Origin of the sequence: Halorussus marinus (genome assembly GCF_004521895.1) — an archaeon.
GTDB classification, from domain to species: domain Archaea; phylum Halobacteriota; class Halobacteria; order Halobacteriales; family Haladaptataceae; genus Halorussus; species Halorussus marinus.
Genome location: NZ_SBIR01000010.1, coordinates 130214 through 146936, shown reverse-complemented (window position 1 = coordinate 146936; position 16723 = coordinate 130214). Strand labels below are relative to the sequence as shown.

13 protein-coding genes and 2 pseudogenes are annotated in these 16723 nt (G+C 62.8%); 10 read left to right on the top strand and 5 right to left on the bottom strand.

The genetic code is table 11. The features are described from left to right. Nucleotides 1–119 (top strand): annotated as a pseudogene (locus EPL04_RS19230) (IS6 family transposase); the annotation flags it as partial. A 75-nt stretch (nt 120–194) separates the two neighbouring features. On the opposite strand, the gene EPL04_RS13975 reads toward EPL04_RS19230, so the two are convergent. Both EPL04_RS13975 and EPL04_RS13970 read right to left on the bottom strand, forming a co-directional pair. Beyond that, the gene (locus tag EPL04_RS13975; protein WP_134671806.1) at nt 195–2564 is read right to left on the bottom strand and encodes an STT3 domain-containing protein; all 2370 of its coding nucleotides are present in this window, start codon (nt 2562–2564) and stop codon (nt 195–197) included. 146 nt (nt 2565–2710) lie between these two features. Continuing rightward, the gene (locus tag EPL04_RS13970) at nt 2711–4126 is read right to left on the bottom strand and encodes a sugar transferase (protein ID WP_134671805.1); all 1416 of its coding nucleotides are present in this window, start codon (nt 4124–4126) and stop codon (nt 2711–2713) included. 344 nt (nt 4127–4470) lie between these two features. On the opposite strand from EPL04_RS13970, the gene EPL04_RS19070 reads away from it, so the two are divergent. From EPL04_RS19070 to EPL04_RS19060, 3 genes and pseudogenes are all read left to right on the top strand, one after another. Further along, nucleotides 4471–5211: an aldehyde dehydrogenase family protein gene (locus EPL04_RS19070; RefSeq protein ID WP_209019631.1), complete on the top strand. Its 741-nt coding sequence runs from the start codon at nt 4471–4473 to the stop codon at nt 5209–5211. Next, nucleotides 5183–5652, top strand: a pseudogene (locus EPL04_RS19065) (aldehyde dehydrogenase family protein). Before EPL04_RS19070 ends, EPL04_RS19065 begins: the two are co-directional and overlap by 29 nt. 129 nt (nt 5653–5781) lie before the next feature. After that, a complete protein-coding gene (locus EPL04_RS19060; RefSeq protein ID WP_245154578.1) occupies nt 5782–5943 on the top strand; it encodes a hypothetical protein in 162 nt (53 codons plus the stop codon). A gap of 30 nt (nt 5944–5973) precedes the next feature. Here the strand turns inward: EPL04_RS19060 and EPL04_RS13960 are convergent, their stop codons facing one another. Then, nucleotides 5974–7065: a tubulin/FtsZ family protein gene (locus tag EPL04_RS13960; protein WP_134671804.1), complete on the bottom strand. Its 1092-nt coding sequence runs from the start codon at nt 7063–7065 to the stop codon at nt 5974–5976. Between the two features lie 804 nt (nt 7066–7869). Here EPL04_RS13960 and EPL04_RS13955 point away from each other — a divergent pair. From EPL04_RS13955 to EPL04_RS13945, 3 genes are all read left to right on the top strand, one after another. Then, a complete protein-coding gene (locus EPL04_RS13955) occupies nt 7870–9444 on the top strand; it encodes an amidohydrolase (protein WP_134671803.1) in 1575 nt (524 codons plus the stop codon). 75 nt (nt 9445–9519) lie between these two features. Continuing rightward, nucleotides 9520–10524: an ABC transporter ATP-binding protein gene (locus tag EPL04_RS13950; protein ID WP_134671802.1), complete on the top strand. Its 1005-nt coding sequence runs from the start codon at nt 9520–9522 to the stop codon at nt 10522–10524. A gap of 3 nt (nt 10525–10527) precedes the next feature. Then, complete coding sequence (locus EPL04_RS13945; protein ID WP_134671801.1) at nt 10528–11553, top strand: ABC transporter ATP-binding protein; 1026 nt, start codon at nt 10528–10530, stop codon at nt 11551–11553. Between the two features lie 43 nt (nt 11554–11596). Here EPL04_RS13945 and EPL04_RS13940 read toward each other — a convergent pair whose 3' ends face one another. Further along, complete coding sequence (locus EPL04_RS13940; RefSeq protein ID WP_134671800.1) at nt 11597–12421, bottom strand: polysaccharide deacetylase family protein; 825 nt, start codon at nt 12419–12421, stop codon at nt 11597–11599. Between the two features lie 151 nt (nt 12422–12572). Here EPL04_RS13940 and EPL04_RS13935 point away from each other — a divergent pair, with 151 nt between their 5' ends. Genes EPL04_RS13935 through EPL04_RS13925 form a run of 3 tightly spaced genes read left to right on the top strand, consistent with a single transcriptional unit; the run spans nt 12573 to nt 16244 of the window. Continuing rightward, entirely contained in the window at nt 12573–14285 is a 1713-nt protein-coding gene (locus EPL04_RS13935) for an ABC transporter substrate-binding protein (protein WP_134671799.1), read from the top strand. Nucleotides 14286–14304: 19 nt separating this feature from the next. Further along, nucleotides 14305–15324, top strand: a complete 1020-nt coding sequence (locus tag EPL04_RS13930) for an ABC transporter permease (RefSeq protein ID WP_134671798.1) — start codon at nt 14305–14307, stop codon at nt 15322–15324. Nucleotides 15325–15329: 5 nt separating this feature from the next. Beyond that, on the top strand, nt 15330–16244 hold the full coding sequence (locus tag EPL04_RS13925) for an ABC transporter permease (RefSeq protein ID WP_134671797.1): 915 nt from the start codon (nt 15330–15332) through the stop codon (nt 16242–16244). 201 nt (nt 16245–16445) lie between these two features. Here EPL04_RS13925 and EPL04_RS13920 read toward each other — a convergent pair whose 3' ends face one another. Continuing rightward, nucleotides 16446–16649 carry a hypothetical protein gene (locus tag EPL04_RS13920; RefSeq protein WP_134671796.1) on the bottom strand — a complete coding sequence of 68 codons (204 nt, stop codon included), beginning with the start codon at nt 16647–16649 and terminating at the stop codon, nt 16446–16448. Nucleotides 16650–16723 lie beyond the last annotated feature (74 nt).

Here is a 16723-nt window from a genome sequence, read left to right as displayed (position 1 = left end):
TCTTCAAAGAGCTAAAACGCCGAACGAAACAGTTCGCCAATCATTTTCGCCACGCGACTCACCGCTCTGCCGAAAATTGGTTGCAGACCTTCGCCTTCGCATGGAATCAGCTAATCTGAACAATGCCATGCCATGCCGCTGTTCAGCGCCCCAAACTTCACGAATGTAGCACACAAAATGTATGTGATAGTAAATTATCTGCTCACAGAGACGTTCTTTCCGTTCTCGACTGCGTCCTCGGATACCTCAATACTTCGATTCCCGACCTCATAGGTGCCAGGGTACGGCACGATGACCGCGAAAGTTCCGTTTTGATTGGTCTCTACATTCCGTCTGTACTCAAACGCCGTGTTTTCCAATTCAACGTCGGTCGAGATTGTTATTGTCTCACCTGTCGGCCCTGTGCCGGTGAGGTTCGCGCCCGGCACCAGCGCGAATGCCTTCACCGACCCGTCATCACTAGCGTATATTGCCCGATAGTGACCGACGCCCGGTGCGCCATCATCGCCGGCGCTTCCAAACCGGGAGTGGAGTCGGGAATACATGATATCCGACGGCACTCGACCGGGGAGATCGAGATTCTTGGTGATGACGAATCCGACTCGATCACGTAACTGCTGGTACTGTGCTTCTGAGTTGTTTGCGGCTAAGAACGGCTCGTAGTTTTCATTAGCGAACGAATAACTCCGCGCTTCACCGTTCACGAAGTAGTTATACATCCGATTACGGCCCCATTTACTCAGTACGTAATTCTCGGGGTACTCCAACCCGCGTTGGTCGGCGTAGCTGTTGACCGTCTGCGCCGCCGCGTAATTATCACTTCCAATCTTCACCTGTTCGTGACGTACAGTCGTTTGGACCGCCCCCGCGCTAGAGACGAACAGAAACAATATCGTGAGGGCAGTAATTGTACTTCGACTGGGAAATCCGATTGACGGTCCCCCATTAGAGTCATCGTGAGACAGCTTTAACGCACCTCTCACAAACGCGGGCCAGTCGACGATGTCCATCTTCGCCGCGAACGCGACGAATCCCCAGCCGGCGAGCACCGCGAAGAACGGCGCAAGCTCGCCGACGAAGCGTCGCTGGAGTGCTGCCAAAACAAGGAAATGCCAGGCATAGGCCACCACAACAAGCCATGAAGAGTGATTAGCACGATAGGCTCGCCAGCTTACGTACACAAGCACCGGAAGGCCGAGTATCCATACAAACCCTAATTCGAGCACTGGACCGATAAGTGGTCCAATGGCGCCGGCGAATAGCGAGTTCGTCTCAGCAGGCCCAGTCTTGGTGAGAAGGAAATCAAGCCGTCGCATAAGCACGTCCATATACGAGGGTAGAAACACTTGCAACAGCGCCACCCCACCCAACGCACCTGCAACCTCAGTCGTCCCGAAAACAAACGCAGGCAACTCACTCCGATAGAAGGCCTCCCCGACGAGTGACACCCCAACGACTCCGACGAGTACTAGCGCGGGTGAGTACGCGACCACGCCCGAATGCCATCCGAATCCGGTGTGCGCCAGATGCGAGAGCACCGTCGCGATGGCCAGCCCAACAACGATTGGCGCGTTCGCAGCTAGCGACGACTTGCCCGCCCGGACATCAGCCACAGTCCGAACGGCAACGAAAACACCTAGCGCGCCGACAAGCAGCGGCCCCGCCTCCCAGGCCAATACCTGCCCGGCGACCGCGACGCCGAGGATGCCCGACACGAGCCACGTCCGCGCGTCCTCAAGTTCGGCGTGCCCCACGTCTGCCAGTTCCACCAGTGCGAGCGCGGTCAGGGCGAGCCAGGGGTAGTCGAACGCGTGGTGATCCGAGAACCCAAGCCCGGTTCGGTAGGCAAAGGCGGGAATCACCCCAAGCAGCAGCACCGATGCAATACCTACCCGACGGTCGCCGGTTACTCGAACCGCGATAGCGTACACCAAGAGGCCGACCACGAGCGCCGACAGCACGGGATACCACGCCAGCACCGCGCCGCTGGCGTCCGCACCACCAAGAGCGTTCGTCACCCACCACAGTGTCGCGACCATCAGGGGTTCGCCGTTCGCGACTGCGTCCGGCAGATCCGAAAGCACGCTGAAATCAAGGACGCCAACTGCCTTGGTCGAGAGCTGGTCGACCCAGTAGCGGTACAGGTACGGGTCGTTTGAGGAGAGCAGGACGCCATCCGACCGAAATACGTGACCGACAAAATAGGCGCGCATCGCCGCGACGAACAGCAATGCTCCGCCGAGCGCGCCGGCGATCTCCCGCGATGCGGAGGGAAACGAGAGCGACGAGAACACCGAGGCGGCCGGTCGATCGCCATCGTCCGGTTGGTCGTCCCCGTCAAGGCTCGCCCGGACCGCGTCCGAATCGACGACCCCGTACTCGCCGTCCGCTTTCGCCACGATGTCTCGGGAAACGAGTTCGCCGAAGGTACCCGAGTCAAACGATACATCATCAAATGTCCATCCGTCGGCGCGCTCGTCGACCGCGAGGAGTTCACGGAGGTCGGATTCGAGCTCCGGCTTCTCCGCGAGGAGATCGTCAGTCGCCTCGCGTACGTCAGTCATAGTGGTCGAATATCGTGAAGGGCGCATAAACCCTGCGACACTCGATTAATAAAATTCGAAGGCGAAAGCTACCCATAGAGAGCATTATGATGCATCCCCAATCTCCTTAGAGATAGATTTAGGATTTACTTCTAAAGACAGTTCAGTTACTCCGCAAAGTCGAAGAAGACCTTCCAGACCTGCCGAACGACGACTTTCACGTCGAACCAGAACGACTGCTTTCGCACGTATTCGATGTCGTATTGCAGTTTCTTCTCCGGTTCATGTCCTGTAACGTCGTTTATTTGCGCCAACCCCGTCAGTCCCGGTTTGATGAACCACCGCTTTCGCCACTCGACAACGCCAGTTTGTATGTCTTCGTCAAGTTCCGGCCGCTCAGGTCGTGGTCCGACGACGCTCATATCGCCAATCAAAATCGACCATAGTTGAGGAATCTCATCAAGATGGGTCGTCCGGAGGAAACCCCCAACTTGGGTGACTCTAGGATCGACGCCTCCGTTGTCTTCCTCGCTGATTTTCGCGCCAGTTGCCGCCTCCGCGTCGGTGACCATGCTGCGAAACTTGTACACCGTAAACGTCTCACCGAACTCGGCCGTCCGCTCCTGACTGTACAACACTGGTCCGGGACTATCCATCTTAATCGCCACTGCGATAACCAGAATTAGCGGCGCGAACGCCAGTAGTCCGACCACCGCAAACGCCATATCGAACACACGCTTGAACGCGTAGTCCTGCCAGTCCCACGGTTCGAGATCGACATCGACGATCATTTCGTCGCCGACATCCGTCCGCGTCAGAACATCGTCGACGTGGTCGCGGTGGACCTTCGCGTCGACACCATGTTCGTAACAGGTGTCGAGTGCGCCGAAGAACTCCGCACGATCTGCCTGTTCGAACGCCAGAATCGCAGTGTCGATGTCGTACTCGACGAGTACTTCGTTCAGCCGCGCGAACCCGCCGAGATATTCCACGTCGACCGATCCGTTTCGACCGCTCCCGTCAGCGAGTGCCAATGCACCGCTCTCGGGCGCTGTCGAGGAGTATCGGCTCGGCGGCGAGATATACCCGATAACCGGCATGTCGGTCGCTTCAAGCATGTCGTGTATCTCCGCAGGGTCGTCGCCGACCACGACGGCACGCTCACCGCCGAAGGGACGCCGCCGAATCACGACGAACCACGCCGGAAGCGTGATGAACAAAACCGCCACCGTCCCGATCAACGTCGTGCGCGGGAGTCGGTACGTGTAGTCGAAGTAGCCGATCGCGGCCAGCGCGAGCCCTGCAACCACGACGCGCTTCTGAACGAGGAGCACCGTATCGAGGATTCGCCGCGGTTGGGGCTTGAACAACGGTACGAGACTTCCGACGACGACCGCAACGGTAGTCATCATCGCCAAGACAACCTCGTCGGTCGTGAGAACGTGCACGGAAAGGCGACGAACGATCGGGACGGACAGCAACGCAGACTGGACGATCAACAGATCCGCGATAGAGACGGCGAGAACTGACGCAAGGATGGTACCGGCGACACTGGCTGCTCGGTACCGATATCCGGAGACCATCGGCTTATCCCGCGAAGGCACCCCGCTTAAATTCTACGAAGTGCTCTGTGGGTGCCAATATTTGATAGCTCTCCTCTTCTGGCTCGGATAGCTGTTGGATTTTGGCACGTCATCGGGTTCGTGGCTGAACAGATAGTATAGTGCCATCACCCGTACATAGTTGCCTTGTTCTTCTTGGCATTCCGGCGATAACCCCGAACAACCCACGACACCGGACGAAATCATAAACGCGACAACAGCGTCCTAGACCCCTCGAACCAGTCAAATTCGAGAACGGACTGACATTTCTCGCGCATTAGCAAGACGGCACCGAAGACGAATTCCACGAGACCTACGAAAAAGCAATGGAGTCCGTCAAGGCCGACCTAGGAAAATCCCACGCGCTCCGGACCGACGGCGAGCGTGTCGAAACCGAGGACCGCTTCGAGGTGACGAGCCCTGGCGATTTCGACCTCAAGATCGGCGAGTTCGCCGCGGGCGGCGAAGCAGAAGTCGACGCCGCCGTGACTGCCGCCGCCGAGGCGTTCCCCGAGTGGGAGCATCGCGACATCACCGCCCGCACCGACATCTTCCAGGACGCCGCCGAGCGCATGCGCGAGCGTAAGTTCGAACTGGCGGCCACGATCTCGCTCGAAAACGGGAAGAATCGGACCGAGGTGACGGCGGACGTCGACGAGGCCATCGACTTCCTCCGGTTCTACAGCCGCGAACTGGAGCGCTTGGACGGCTACCGGTCCGACACCGGCCAACCAACACCCGACCAACACACCACGAACCTGCTGCGCCCATACGGCGTCTTCGGGGTCGTCGCGCCGTTCAAATTCCCGCTGGCCATCCTCGCGGGGATGCTCATCGGCAACACCGTCGTCGCCAAGCCCGCGAGCGCGACGCCGCTGATCGCCCACAAATACGCCGACATCCTCGCCGATGCCGGCCTCCCCGATGGCGTGTTCAACCTCGTTACGGGCGGCGGTAGCGCCGTCGGCCAGCCGCTCACCGAGCACGAGGACATCGCCGGCGTCGCGGTTCACGGGGTCGCGCGAAGTCGGCCTCGGTATCGAGCAGTCGTTCCGAGAGCAGGGTAAGCGCGGGCCCGCCATCGCCGAGCTCGGCGGCAAAAACCCGGTGATCGTCAGCGACGCGGCCGCCCTCGACGACACGTCGAGGGCGTCACGATGGGCGCGTTCTCGTTCAGCGGCCGGAAGTACTCTGCCACGTCGCGCGTGTACGTCGACGAAGACATCTACGACGAGTTCACCGACCAGTTAGTGAACAGGACCGAACAACTGGGGATCGGGCGCGGCGAGCACCGCGACACCGTTGTCAACCCGGCCATCGACGATAGCGCACTCGACCGCTACGAGACGATCACCGAGCAAGCACATCGCGAGGGGACGGTCCGGACGGGCGGGTCGGTAGTCGCGGACGACGCCCTCCCCGAGGGCCGGTACGTCGAACCGACCGTCGTCACCGACATCCCCCACAGCCACGATCTCGCCCCGAGGAGCACTTCCTTCCGTTCGTGACCGTCCATCTGATCGCGGACCTCCAAGGAGGAGTCACAAAGTCCAACGACAGCGACTACGGCCTCTGTGCCGGCCTCTTCTCGGAAGACGACGAAGAATCGACGGTGGTTCGACGAGATCGAGTCTGGCATGTGCTACCTCAATCGATCCCAGAGCGCGACCGCGGGCGCGCTCGTCCAGGCCCAACCGTTCGGCGGGTGGAAGTTCGCCGGAACCACCGGCAAGTTCGCCGGCGACTACTGGTACCTCCAGCAGTTCATGCGCGAGCAGAGCCGAACGCGCGTCGAGTAGCCGTCGGCAGGCGGTACACCGCGAGGGTGCTCAGCCGTCGCCGACCCGAAGATCGTCGAGGCGCGGTGCGTCCCGCACCCCGCTCAAGAGTACGAGCACCGAGAGGTGGTCTCCGTCCGGCACCGGCGCGTCCCCGGTGCGCAACTCCGCGGACTCGATCTCCGCCGAGAGCCAGGACTGGCCGTCCGCGATCGCCTCCCCGTGGAGCCAGTCGGGCGGCCCCGAAACAACTAACAATCCGCTTGAGGCGGCGTCGGGCGGGCAGTCGAACGTCAGCCGGCCACGCACGGCCCGGCGGAGCGTGGTTTCGACCGCCTTGATCGCCTCCACCTCGTCGACGTCCTCCTCAGCCGACGACAGCAGTCCCCGAGCGCGCTCAAGCAGCGACCCGTCGGACTGCCGATCGGTCTGGACCTCCTGACGCGCGTACCCGAGCGTAGCCAGACCGCCGGCGTCGAGCGTCGCGATGACCTCGTTGGCGTCGACGACCCGCTGACCGACCGCCGCGCCGGTCGCGGCCTCGCCCGCACTGAACAGCGCGCCGAGGCGTTCGGCGAGCTCTCGGTTCACCGCCTCGGCCTGCTCGTCGACCGACTGGCCCGCGTCGAGCCACACGTCGTTGTCGAACACGAGCTGTGTATCGACTGCGCCGTGGAGCGCCTGCAAGCCTCGGGCGGCGTTCTCGCGGGGAACGTCCTCGTGAGCGGCCGGCAGAACCGAGACCGCATAGATGGGTCGGTCGTACACCTCCCGGAGCGCCTCCGCAAGGTGGGCCGTCGCGCCCGAGCCAGTTCCCCCGGCCAGTCCCGCGACGAGCAGGATCGCGGCGGCGTCGGAGGTGATCGCGGCGTCGACTGCCCGACGCATCTCGACCAAATCTGTCTCGATCGCGGCGACACCCGCCGTCCGGTCGCCGCCGGTACCGGTTCCGTCGGTCTCGACGTGGCCGAACTGACGGCGGGCCTCGTCCGGAAGGCCGTCGAGTTCCGAGAGGGCCTCAACGTCGGTGTCGAGCGCTCGTACGCCGGCGAGATACGACGCCGACCGGGACGCTTCGTCCCGTCGGAGTGCGTCGACGATGCGTCCGCCCGCGCCGCCGACGCCGATAGTCACAACGCGCATGGCAAGCCCTGGGAAATGTAACCGTAAAAATACTTCGCGAAGTACTCTCGAAAACGGTTCTAACGGAGACCCCAGTTAGCACATAGCGATCCGGTTGGAAGACGGTCGTCGATAGTACTAGGAAAACGCCGAGCAGAACCACTCTGTTCGACGGCGGTCGAAGAGGCGCGGTATCGCCACTCTATTCGAGAACCGCGTAACTAGACCGTGCGACGCGAGACATGATGGGATCCAGTACATCCTCGCGAGCGCATGACAGTGCTCATTGGACTCCTAACGGAAGACCAATCATAGTACTCGACTGACTTCTCAGGGCACCACAAGTGGGTTACGTGTCGCGGCGGCGCCGTCGCCTGCCGCGACGATGGTCATACACGGTATCGGACAGCGTCCGTGGAGTCCCTATTCTTCGACCGGAGCCGGTGGCGGCGAACGGCGAGTAACTGACATGGCGTGCCAGACCGAATGTCGACCGCCACGGAGTAGTTGTTAAACAAGTATCATAATATCGAGTCTACCAGACATCCTTGCCGGAGCATTCCCCAGCCATTGACAGTCGACCTCGCCAACAGATTGCTTCGGTCACCGACCATTACATACCGCCGAAGGGTGGTACGGTCACACACAGTCGGAAACCGCCGTATCTGCCGTTCTCGTGCCACAATAACGCAGTTTTCTAAATGACTCAGAGCGCGCCAACACACCGCTTCTCGATATTTCCGCATACGAGTTGAATATAATACATGTGTGTGGTCGGCGGTGTTATGGATAATTTTTAATACGAAATCGGAGAGCTACCAGAGTATGGCTCACCAGAGCGAACTCCTACTCCGTAACGGTGACGTTCGTGTGTTCGACGACGACCGAACCGTCGCCGAGAGCGTCCTGTTTCGCGGCGACCGGATCGCCGCCGTCGGATCGACCGACGACGTCGAAAGCGCGGCGGACGACCCCCGCGTTGTCGACCTCGACGGTCGGACGGTTCTGCCGGGATTCAACGATGCACACACTCACATACTCTCGGTCGGGATCCAACTGATCGAGACCGACCTCTCGGAGGCCGACGACAGAGAGCAAGCGCTGGCGATGCTTTCGGAAAATGCCCGAGACACCGCCGACGGAAACTGGGTCCTCGGGTTCGGCTACGACGAGAGTACGTGGCCCGAAGGCGACCGGAGCTACCTGTCGCGGGCGGAACTCGACGGCGTCACCGAGACGAACCCCGTCGCGGTCACTCGCGTCGACGGCCACACGGTGTCGTTGAACTCGGAGGCTCTGGAGAAAGTCGACTTCGAAGGAGTTGAACACGACGTAATCACCGACGAGCAGGGCGACCCGACCGGCCGGGTCGTCGAAGACGCGGCGGGGCGGGTCAAGATAGCGTCGCGACCCGACGTCGAGAAAGCCCGCCGGGCGCTCGACGCCGCGATCACCAGATCCCACGAGCTGGGGATCACGTCGGTCCAGACCATGGCCGGACTCACCGCCGTCAGGGACCACGGCAACCTCGTTCAGGAGACGCTCCAGAAGGCGTGGAAAGACGACGATCTCACGCTCCGGGTCACCTACTACGTCCACGCGTCCCAGGCGGCGTCGCTTTCGGACCTCGAACTCGCGCCCGGCTTCGGCGACGAGTACCTGCGCGTGGGCGGGCTGAAGACGTTCTCCGACGGGTCGCTGGGGTCCCGCACCGCCAAAATACACGGCGAGTACGCCGACGACCCGAGCACCGACGGCCAGATGGTCCACGACGGGGACGAACTCGAAGCCTGGTTCCGGGAGGCGGCGCGGGCCGACCAGCAGATCGCGACCCACGCTATCGGGGGACAGGCGATCGATATCGTCCTCGACCGGTACGAGGCGGTCCTCGACGAGTACGAGATCGAGGAGCCGAGGCTCCGGGTCGAGCACGTCGAACTCGCGACCGACGAGGCGCTCGATCGGTTCGCCGATCACGACATCGTCGCGAGCATGCAACCCAATTTCCTCCAGTGGTCCAAGCCCGACGGCCTGTACGAAGCCCGACTGGGGACGGACGCGCTCCCGACGAACAACCGCTTCCGGGACATCGACGGGGCGGACGTTCCGCTGGCGTTCGGTAGCGACAAGATGCCGCCGGGTCCGCTGTACGGGATCCACCACGCGACGAATTCGGAGTACGATCCCCAACGCCTCGACGTCGATCGGGCGATCGCCGCCTACACCCGCGGGGCGGCGTACGCCGAACACGCCGAGGAGTTCAAGGGGACCTTAGAGCCCGGGAAGCTCGCCGACGCCGTGGTCCTCGGTCGGGACCCGTTCGAACACCGGGCGGAGATCGAGGAGATCGACGTGGAGCTGACGATCGTCGGCGGGGAGGTCGTCTACGAGGGCTCGTAGGTCGAGTCGAGACGGCGCTCGAGACGCGTTTTTGACACAACCTTGATAACGATGTGCACAAGTTAACGAATTACAATGAGCTCGTCGACAGAACAAGGCCGCGACGGTCGAGAGAACGCCGACACGCTTCTGGAAGTCTCGGACCTGGTCACGCAGTTCGAAACGTATCGCGGGACGGTCGAAGCGCTCGACGAGGTGTCGCTGACGGTCGGAGAAAACGAGATCGTCGGGATCGTCGGCGAGAGCGGGTGCGGAAAGTCCGTCACGGTCCGTTCGATCCTCCAACTGATTCGGGAGCCGGGCCGGATCGTCGGCGGCGAGGTGGCGTATCACGGCCGGGACCTCCTCGAGTTGTCCGACAAGCAGATGCGCGACGAGATCCGGGGGACCGAGCTGGCGATGATCTTTCAGAACCCCACGAACGCGCTCAACCCCGCGTACACCGTCGGCCACCAGATCGCCGAAGTCGCACGGGAGGTCAGAGGGGTAGGCGACGAGGAGGCGAGATCGCGCGCGATCGAGCTGATGGACGACGTCGGGATTCCGAAAGCCGAGGAGCGCTACGGCGACTACCCCCACGAGTTCTCCGGCGGGATGAAACAGCGGGTCCTGATCGCGAAGTCGCTCGCCTGCCAGCCAAACCTCCTGATCGCCGACGAACCGACGACCGCCCTCGACAAGACGACCGAGGCCCAACTGCTCGATCTGGTCGACGAGATGCGCGAGGAGTACGGGCTCTCCGTGCTGATAATCACCCACGACCTGCGGGTGATCTCGCGGCTCTGCGATCGGGTCGTCGTCATGTACGCGGGCCAGATCGTCGAGACCGGCTCGACCCGCGACGTGATCAAGAACCCGGTCCACCCCTACACGAAGGGGCTGGTCGAGGCGATCCCGCGCCTCGGCGACGAGCAGACCGACCTCGAGTCGATCGACGGCACCGTCCTCGACCTCGTCGATCCGAACTCCGGGTGTCGGTTCTACGAGCGGTGCCCGATCGCACAGGAGCACTGCCGGGACGAAAAGCCCGCCCTCGAAGAGAAAGAGCCCGAACAGTACGCCGCGTGTTTCGAGGTGTGATTCATGTCGGAGACGATACTCACGATCAGCGGTCTGGAGAAGCACTTCCCGATCAAAGAGGGGCTACTCAAGCGACAGGTGAACAGCGTCAAGGCGGTCGACGGCGTCGACCTCGAGATCGAACGCGGCGAATCGGTCGGGCTGGTCGGCGAGTCCGGGTGCGGGAAGACGACGCTCGGGAAGTCCCTGCTCAGGCTGATCGAGCCGACCGGCGGGGCGATACGGTTCGACGGGATCGACATCACCGACGCCGACCAGGACCAGCTCAAGCGACTCCGCCAGCGGATCCAGATGGTGTATCAGGACCCGGATTCGAGCCTCAATCCGCGACGGACCGTCGAGAAGACGCTTCGCGAGCCGCTCAAGATACACGACCAGCTCGACGACGCCGACCGGCGGATCGACCGGATGCTCGAACGGATGGATCTCGATCCGGAGACGTACCGGTCCCGGTTCCCCCACGAGCTCTCGGGCGGCCAGCGCCAGCGCGTCGGCCTGGCTCGGTCGCTCATCCTCGAACCGGAGTTTCTCGTGCTCGACGAGCCGACGAGCGCGCTCGACGTGAGCGTCCAGGCCCGCATCTTGGACCTATTGCAGGACCTGCAAGAAGAGATGGGGCTGACGTTCCTGTTCATCAGCCACGACCTCTCGGTCGTCAACCACCTGTGCGATCGGACTGCGGTCATGTATCTCGGCGAGATCGTCGAGCGGGGCGCCACCGAAGACGTCTTCGAGCGCCCGAAGCATCCGTACACCGAGGCGCTCTTCTCGTCGCTTCACCCCGTCGACCCCGACGAGGAACGGATGCGGGTCTCGCTCGAAGGCGAGCCGCCGTCGCCGATCAATCCCCCGACCGGCTGTTCGTTCCACCCCCGGTGTCATCGCCAGGACGAGGTGGGCCAGAAGTGCTGTGAGGTCGACCCCGCGCTGACGCGACGAGAAGAGGCGAGCGAGCGCGACGTCGCCTGTCACCTCTACGAACAGCGGTCGGCCGAAACCGTGGCCTCGCAGTCCGGTTCCGATACCTGACGCCCGGACGGTCGGCCCGATGGCCGGTTCGTTCGACGAGTCGTCAGCCGTTTCGATAGTCGTCCGCGACGGTGCTCGCGTCGGCGAACGTGATCTCGGGGTCGGCCTTCAGCGTCTCCAAGAGCGCTTCGAGGTGCGAGACGAACGGGGCCCGACCCGCACACTGGGGGTGGAGCAACAGGACGAAGACGCCGTCGTCGACGTTGCGTTTCATCCACTCGATCTCGGCGCGCCAGCGGTCGAACACCGCTTGCTCTTGGGAGTACCCGACCCACTCGGGTCCGGTGACGACCGGGAACAGTTGCATCCAGTCGTCGCGGTGCCACACCAGCGGCACCTCCACGAGGTCGGATTTCGGCCCGCGCTCGTAGGGCTCTTCGAGGGTGGGTCGGGGATCTTTCGTGAGCGCGTACGGCCGGAAGTCGTGGGCGCTGTCGCTCGAATCCCACTCGAAGTCGAGCTCTTCGAGGATGTCGATCGTGTGTTCGGAGAAACTCCCGTCGGGGGTGCGATAGCCCGTCGGACGTTCGCCGGTCAGATCGACGATGCTCTCGATGCCGCGTTCTATGTCTGCCTTCTCGGCCTCTCGATCCGCGAAGTCGTTCGGCGAGCGGTGGGTCCAGCCGTGGTGTTGGATCTCGTGGCCCCGATCGTGCACGTCGCCACAGATTTCGGGGAAGCTCTCGATGGTGTGGCCCGGGACGAACCACGTCGAGGGGACGTCGTACCGGTCGTGGAGATCGAGGAGTCGCGGCGTCGCCACCTCGGCGCCGTACACGCCCCACGACGCGAACCCGGGCATGTCGTACGAGAGCCACGCCGCGACCGCGTCGAGGTCGTACGTGAGACAGACCGTCGAATCGCCCATACCGGCCAGTACGTGTAATAATAGTAAAATTTTTCGGCGGCGTAGGAGAAGTCGGTCGTTGAGGATTATTACTTATATCTTTATTCATACTCGTCGGCACCATGTGTAATATTGCCAAGGCTTTATAGGGGTCGCGCGTGCGTCGTGTGATATGGTGTCGCACAACGAGAAACGCTTGCAGGAGTCGTCCGATGGATCGCGACGGTGGTTTCTGAAGACGGTCGGAGCGGGGACGACCGTCGCGCTCGCGGGCTGTACCGGAAGTGACGAACCGAGCGGCGAGAGCACCGATTCGGAGCCGGCCGGAACCGACGACCAGCAGAACGTCGACGACGCCGACTCGGAGATGCAGTCGGACGCGGTCACGTACGTCAACGCGAAAACCCAACCGCTCGCGCACCTCGATCCCCACGCGATCAACGACGGGACGATGGTACAGCTCGGACTCGTGTACGACCAGCTCCTCGATTACGCGCAGGGGGACCCGACGACGATACGGCCGGGGCTCGCGACCGACTGGGAGTCCCAGAACGGCGGCGAAGAGTGGGTGTTGACCCTCCGGGAAAACGTGACGTTCGACGACGGCACGCAGTTCGACGCGTACGCCGCCCGGCGGTCGCTCGAACGGGCCAAGAACCTCACGGCCGGCCAGTCGAAGCCCTACGACTGGATCGACAGCGTCGAGGAGACCGGCGACTACGAGATCACGGTCCACTGCGACGGCGCGTTCGGGCCCGCTCCGGCCGCGCTCACGTTCATCACGACGAGCGTGATCAACCCGACGGTGATGGACGAACACCAGGACGACGACAAGCTCGGTCACGAGTACTTCCAGCAGAACGTCCACGGCACGGGACCGTTCAAGTTAGAGTCGTGGGACAAGGGCAACGACTTCGTCGCGACGCGAAAGGAGGGCCACTGGCGCGACGAGGCGAGCGATCTGCCGGACAACCTCGCGATTCCCGACGACGCGAACATCGAGGAGTACCGCAACAACATCGTCCGGGAACAGCTGACCCAGAAACAGCAACTGGCGCAGGGCGACATCGACCTCCCGCGGGACCTGACGTGGACGAACATCCAGGAGGTCGTCCAGGAAGACGGGGTCGAACTCTACGAGGGGCCGCCGGACCTCTACAACAAGTACGTGTTCATGATGTGCCAGCGCGAGCCGACGAGCGACGTCCAGTTCCGGAAGGCGCTGGCCTACGCCGCCGACTACGAGGGGATCGCGAAGGAACTGGTCGGCACGGCGATCCCGTGGGGTACCCCGTGGCCCGAGGGGATCTGGCCTCGCGTCACGGACGGTCAGTACCAGCGGAACCTCGAAAAGGCCAAACAGCACCTCGAACAGTCGGCCTACAGCGGCGAGGAGCTGACGTTCCGGTCGATCAAGGGGCCCGAAAACGACAAGGTCGGCGAGGCGCTCGTCGCGAACTTCAAGGAGATCGGCGTGACCGTCGACCACGAGGACATCCCGTGGGCCGATCTGTACGAACAGCTCACGTCCGCGGAGACGATGCCCGATCTCCTCATGTACAACGGCTGGCCGGACTACGCCGATCCCAACGGACCGGCCATCCGATACTGGGGCGAGTACTGGCCCGCCGACGGGTGGAACACCGCCTACTACCAGAACGACGAGTACGACGAGATGTTCATAGAGGCGCGCAGTTCCGGCGACCGCAAACAGCGCGAAAAACTCTACAAGCAAATGCAGGAGATCCTTCTGGACGAGGTGCCGATCATCTGGCTCTTCCAGAACAAGTGGGTGCGCGCCCACCGCGCGGAGATCTCGAACCTCACCTACACGCCCGGGGACAACAACTACGTCCCGGTCCACCAGTTCCACAAGGACACCTGATCTCGTGGCACTTATTTAAATGAAATTCCGCACGTATCTCGTACGTCGATTAGTGGCGATGGCGGTGACGTTCTGGGGCATCCTGACGCTCGTGTTCGTCATCGCCCGCGTGGTGCCCGGCAATCCGGCCGCGGTCATCGCGGGCTCGAAAGCCACCGAGGAACAGATCGCACAGATCCGGGAGACGTACGGGCTGGACGATCCGCTCCACGAGCAGTACGTCGACTTCATCGTGGATCTGGTGCTCCACCAGGATCTGGGGATGTCGATCGCGACCCAGCGGCCGGTCGCCCAGGAGATCGCCCAGCGGTTTCCGGCGACGTTCGAACTCACGACGTTGGCGGTCGTCTTCGCGCTGACGATCGGGATCCCGCTCGGCATCGCGTCAGCGATTCACAAAGACGAGCCCGTCGACCACGGCTCGCGACTGGTGGCGATCAGCGGCGTCTCGATCCCGCAGTTCTGGATCGCGATACTCGCACAGCTGTTCTTCTACTACCAGCTCGGGTGGCTCCCGTCGGGCGGACGATTCACCAGCCAGATGACGCCGCCGCCGAACGTGACCGGGCTCTACCTCGTCGACAGCCTGCTCGCGCTCGACTTCGGAGCGTTCGTCACCTCGTTCACGCATCTGTTGCTACCCGCGGCGGTGCTCTCGCTGGGAACGCTCGCCCAGACGACCCGGATCATGCGCTCGTCGATGATCGAGACGCTGAACACCGACTACATCGAGTGGTCGCGGGCCCACGGGTTCCGGTCGAGGATCATCCTCCTGCGCCACGCGCTCAGGAACGCGGTCATGCCGACGATCACCGCGGTCGGGCTCTCGTACGGCCTGTTGCTCGGCGGGTCGGTCGTCATCGAGATCGTGTTCAACATCCGCGGGCTGGGCCTGTTCCTCTACAACGCCGTCATCAGCACCGACTTCAACGGGATACTCGGCGTGACGATCGTGTTCGCGCTCGGGTATCTCATCGTCAACTTCGTCGTCGACGTGCTACACAGCTACATCAATCCGGAAGTCGAGTTGGGTGAGTGATACGTATGGCTTCACAAGACGCGACGTCACCGACGCAGCGCTCGTTCACCGACAGATACCGAGGCGTCATCGAGGCGTTCCGACGGTCGTTCTACATCCTCGGCCGGAATCGGCTCACGATCGTCGGCATCGGGATGGTGCTGTTCATCGCCGTGATCGGACTGCTCGCGCCCGTGATCGCCCCGTACCCCAGCCACGTCGGGTCGGTGACCGAGTTCGGCCAGTCGCTCCAACCGCCCTCGAGCGAACATCTGTTCGGGACCGACCGGCTCGGTCGGGACATCTTCTCGCGGGTCCTGTTCGGGGCGCGAATCTCGATGAAGATCGCGGTGTTCGTCGTCGGCGCCGCGCTCAGCATCGGCATCCCGCTCGGCCTCGCGGCGGGCTACATCGGCGGGCGCGTCGAGATGCTCATCATGCGCGTCACCGACATCTTCGTCTCGATCCCTCGGCTGATCCTCCCCGTCGCGGTCGCGGGGGCGCTGGGGCCGAGTCTCGAGAACGTCATGCTGGCGCTCATCGTCACCTGGTGGCCGTGGTACGTCCGATTGCTCCGGAGCGAAGTGAAGGAGGTAAAAGAGTCCGAGTACATCCAGGCCATCGAAGGCCTCGGCGCCAGTCGGCTCCGGGTCATGTTCGTCCACCTGTTGCCAAACAGCCTCACGAGCCTCCTCGTGCAGGCCACGATGGACATGGGCTGGGTCATCCTCGTCGCGGCGTCGCTGTCGTTCATCGGCATCGGCGCCTCCCCGCCGACCCCCGAGTGGGGACTCATGGTGGCCCGCGGGCGGGAGTTCATGCCGACCCACTGGTGGTTCTCCGTGTTCCCCGGGCTGTTCATCTTCATCAACGTGATGGGGTTCAACCTGATCGGGGACGGCCTCCGGGACATCCTCGATCCGAAGTCCCGGATGGAGTGATCCGGTCGCCGTTCGGGCCCGTTTTTCGCGGCGGCGTCTCGCGGTGGACCGCGCCATCGGGTCCAGTTCCACGAGAAACGAGCTAGCAGTACAGTACTCTCTCGGCGGTGTCGAGTCGACGCCGGGCACTTCGGCGGGATTTTTCCCGTTCGGTCGTCGTGATCGAGAGCGGGGCGCGCCGACCGGGAAAATCGTTCGGGATCAGTCGCGAGTGGGACTCGACCGCGTCAGCGCGCCGTCACAGCGCGGACACGTCGACGGAACCTCCGCGTCGATCTCGACGGTGTAGCCACAGTCCGTGCAGGCACAGGTCTCGGACTGTCCGCGGTCTGCGGGGACGGTGTTTCCGTGCGGGTTCGCCGTGGGGTGGTCGAGCCCGATCGGCGGGGCGTCGCTCGTGGCCATACAGGACGGGACGGTCCGAGCCCGTAAATATGTTCCATAGCCGACGACACATACTTTCGGCGCGCGTATTATTC

Excerpts from the sequence above, each read along its gene's own strand:
- EPL04_RS13975 (WP_134671806.1), bottom strand. The coding sequence starts at position 2,564 with ATGACTGACGTACGCGAGGCGACTGACGATCTCCTCGCGGAGAAGCCG.
- EPL04_RS13970 (WP_134671805.1), bottom strand. The coding sequence starts at position 4,126 with ATGGTCTCCGGATATCGGTACCGAGCAGCCAGTGTCGCCGGTACCATC.
- EPL04_RS19070 (WP_209019631.1), top strand. The coding sequence starts at position 4,471 with ATGGAGTCCGTCAAGGCCGACCTAGGAAAATCCCACGCGCTCCGGACC.
- EPL04_RS19060 (WP_245154578.1), top strand. The coding sequence starts at position 5,782 with ATGTGCTACCTCAATCGATCCCAGAGCGCGACCGCGGGCGCGCTCGTC.
- EPL04_RS13960 (WP_134671804.1), bottom strand. The coding sequence starts at position 7,065 with ATGCGCGTTGTGACTATCGGCGTCGGCGGCGCGGGCGGACGCATCGTC.
- EPL04_RS13955 (WP_134671803.1), top strand. The coding sequence starts at position 7,870 with ATGGCTCACCAGAGCGAACTCCTACTCCGTAACGGTGACGTTCGTGTG.
- EPL04_RS13950 (WP_134671802.1), top strand. The coding sequence starts at position 9,520 with ATGAGCTCGTCGACAGAACAAGGCCGCGACGGTCGAGAGAACGCCGAC.
- EPL04_RS13945 (WP_134671801.1), top strand. The coding sequence starts at position 10,528 with ATGTCGGAGACGATACTCACGATCAGCGGTCTGGAGAAGCACTTCCCG.
- EPL04_RS13940 (WP_134671800.1), bottom strand. The coding sequence starts at position 12,421 with ATGGGCGATTCGACGGTCTGTCTCACGTACGACCTCGACGCGGTCGCG.
- EPL04_RS13935 (WP_134671799.1), top strand. The coding sequence starts at position 12,573 with ATGGTGTCGCACAACGAGAAACGCTTGCAGGAGTCGTCCGATGGATCG.
- EPL04_RS13930 (WP_134671798.1), top strand. The coding sequence starts at position 14,305 with ATGAAATTCCGCACGTATCTCGTACGTCGATTAGTGGCGATGGCGGTG.
- EPL04_RS13925 (WP_134671797.1), top strand. The coding sequence starts at position 15,330 with ATGGCTTCACAAGACGCGACGTCACCGACGCAGCGCTCGTTCACCGAC.
- EPL04_RS13920 (WP_134671796.1), bottom strand. The coding sequence starts at position 16,649 with ATGGCCACGAGCGACGCCCCGCCGATCGGGCTCGACCACCCCACGGCG.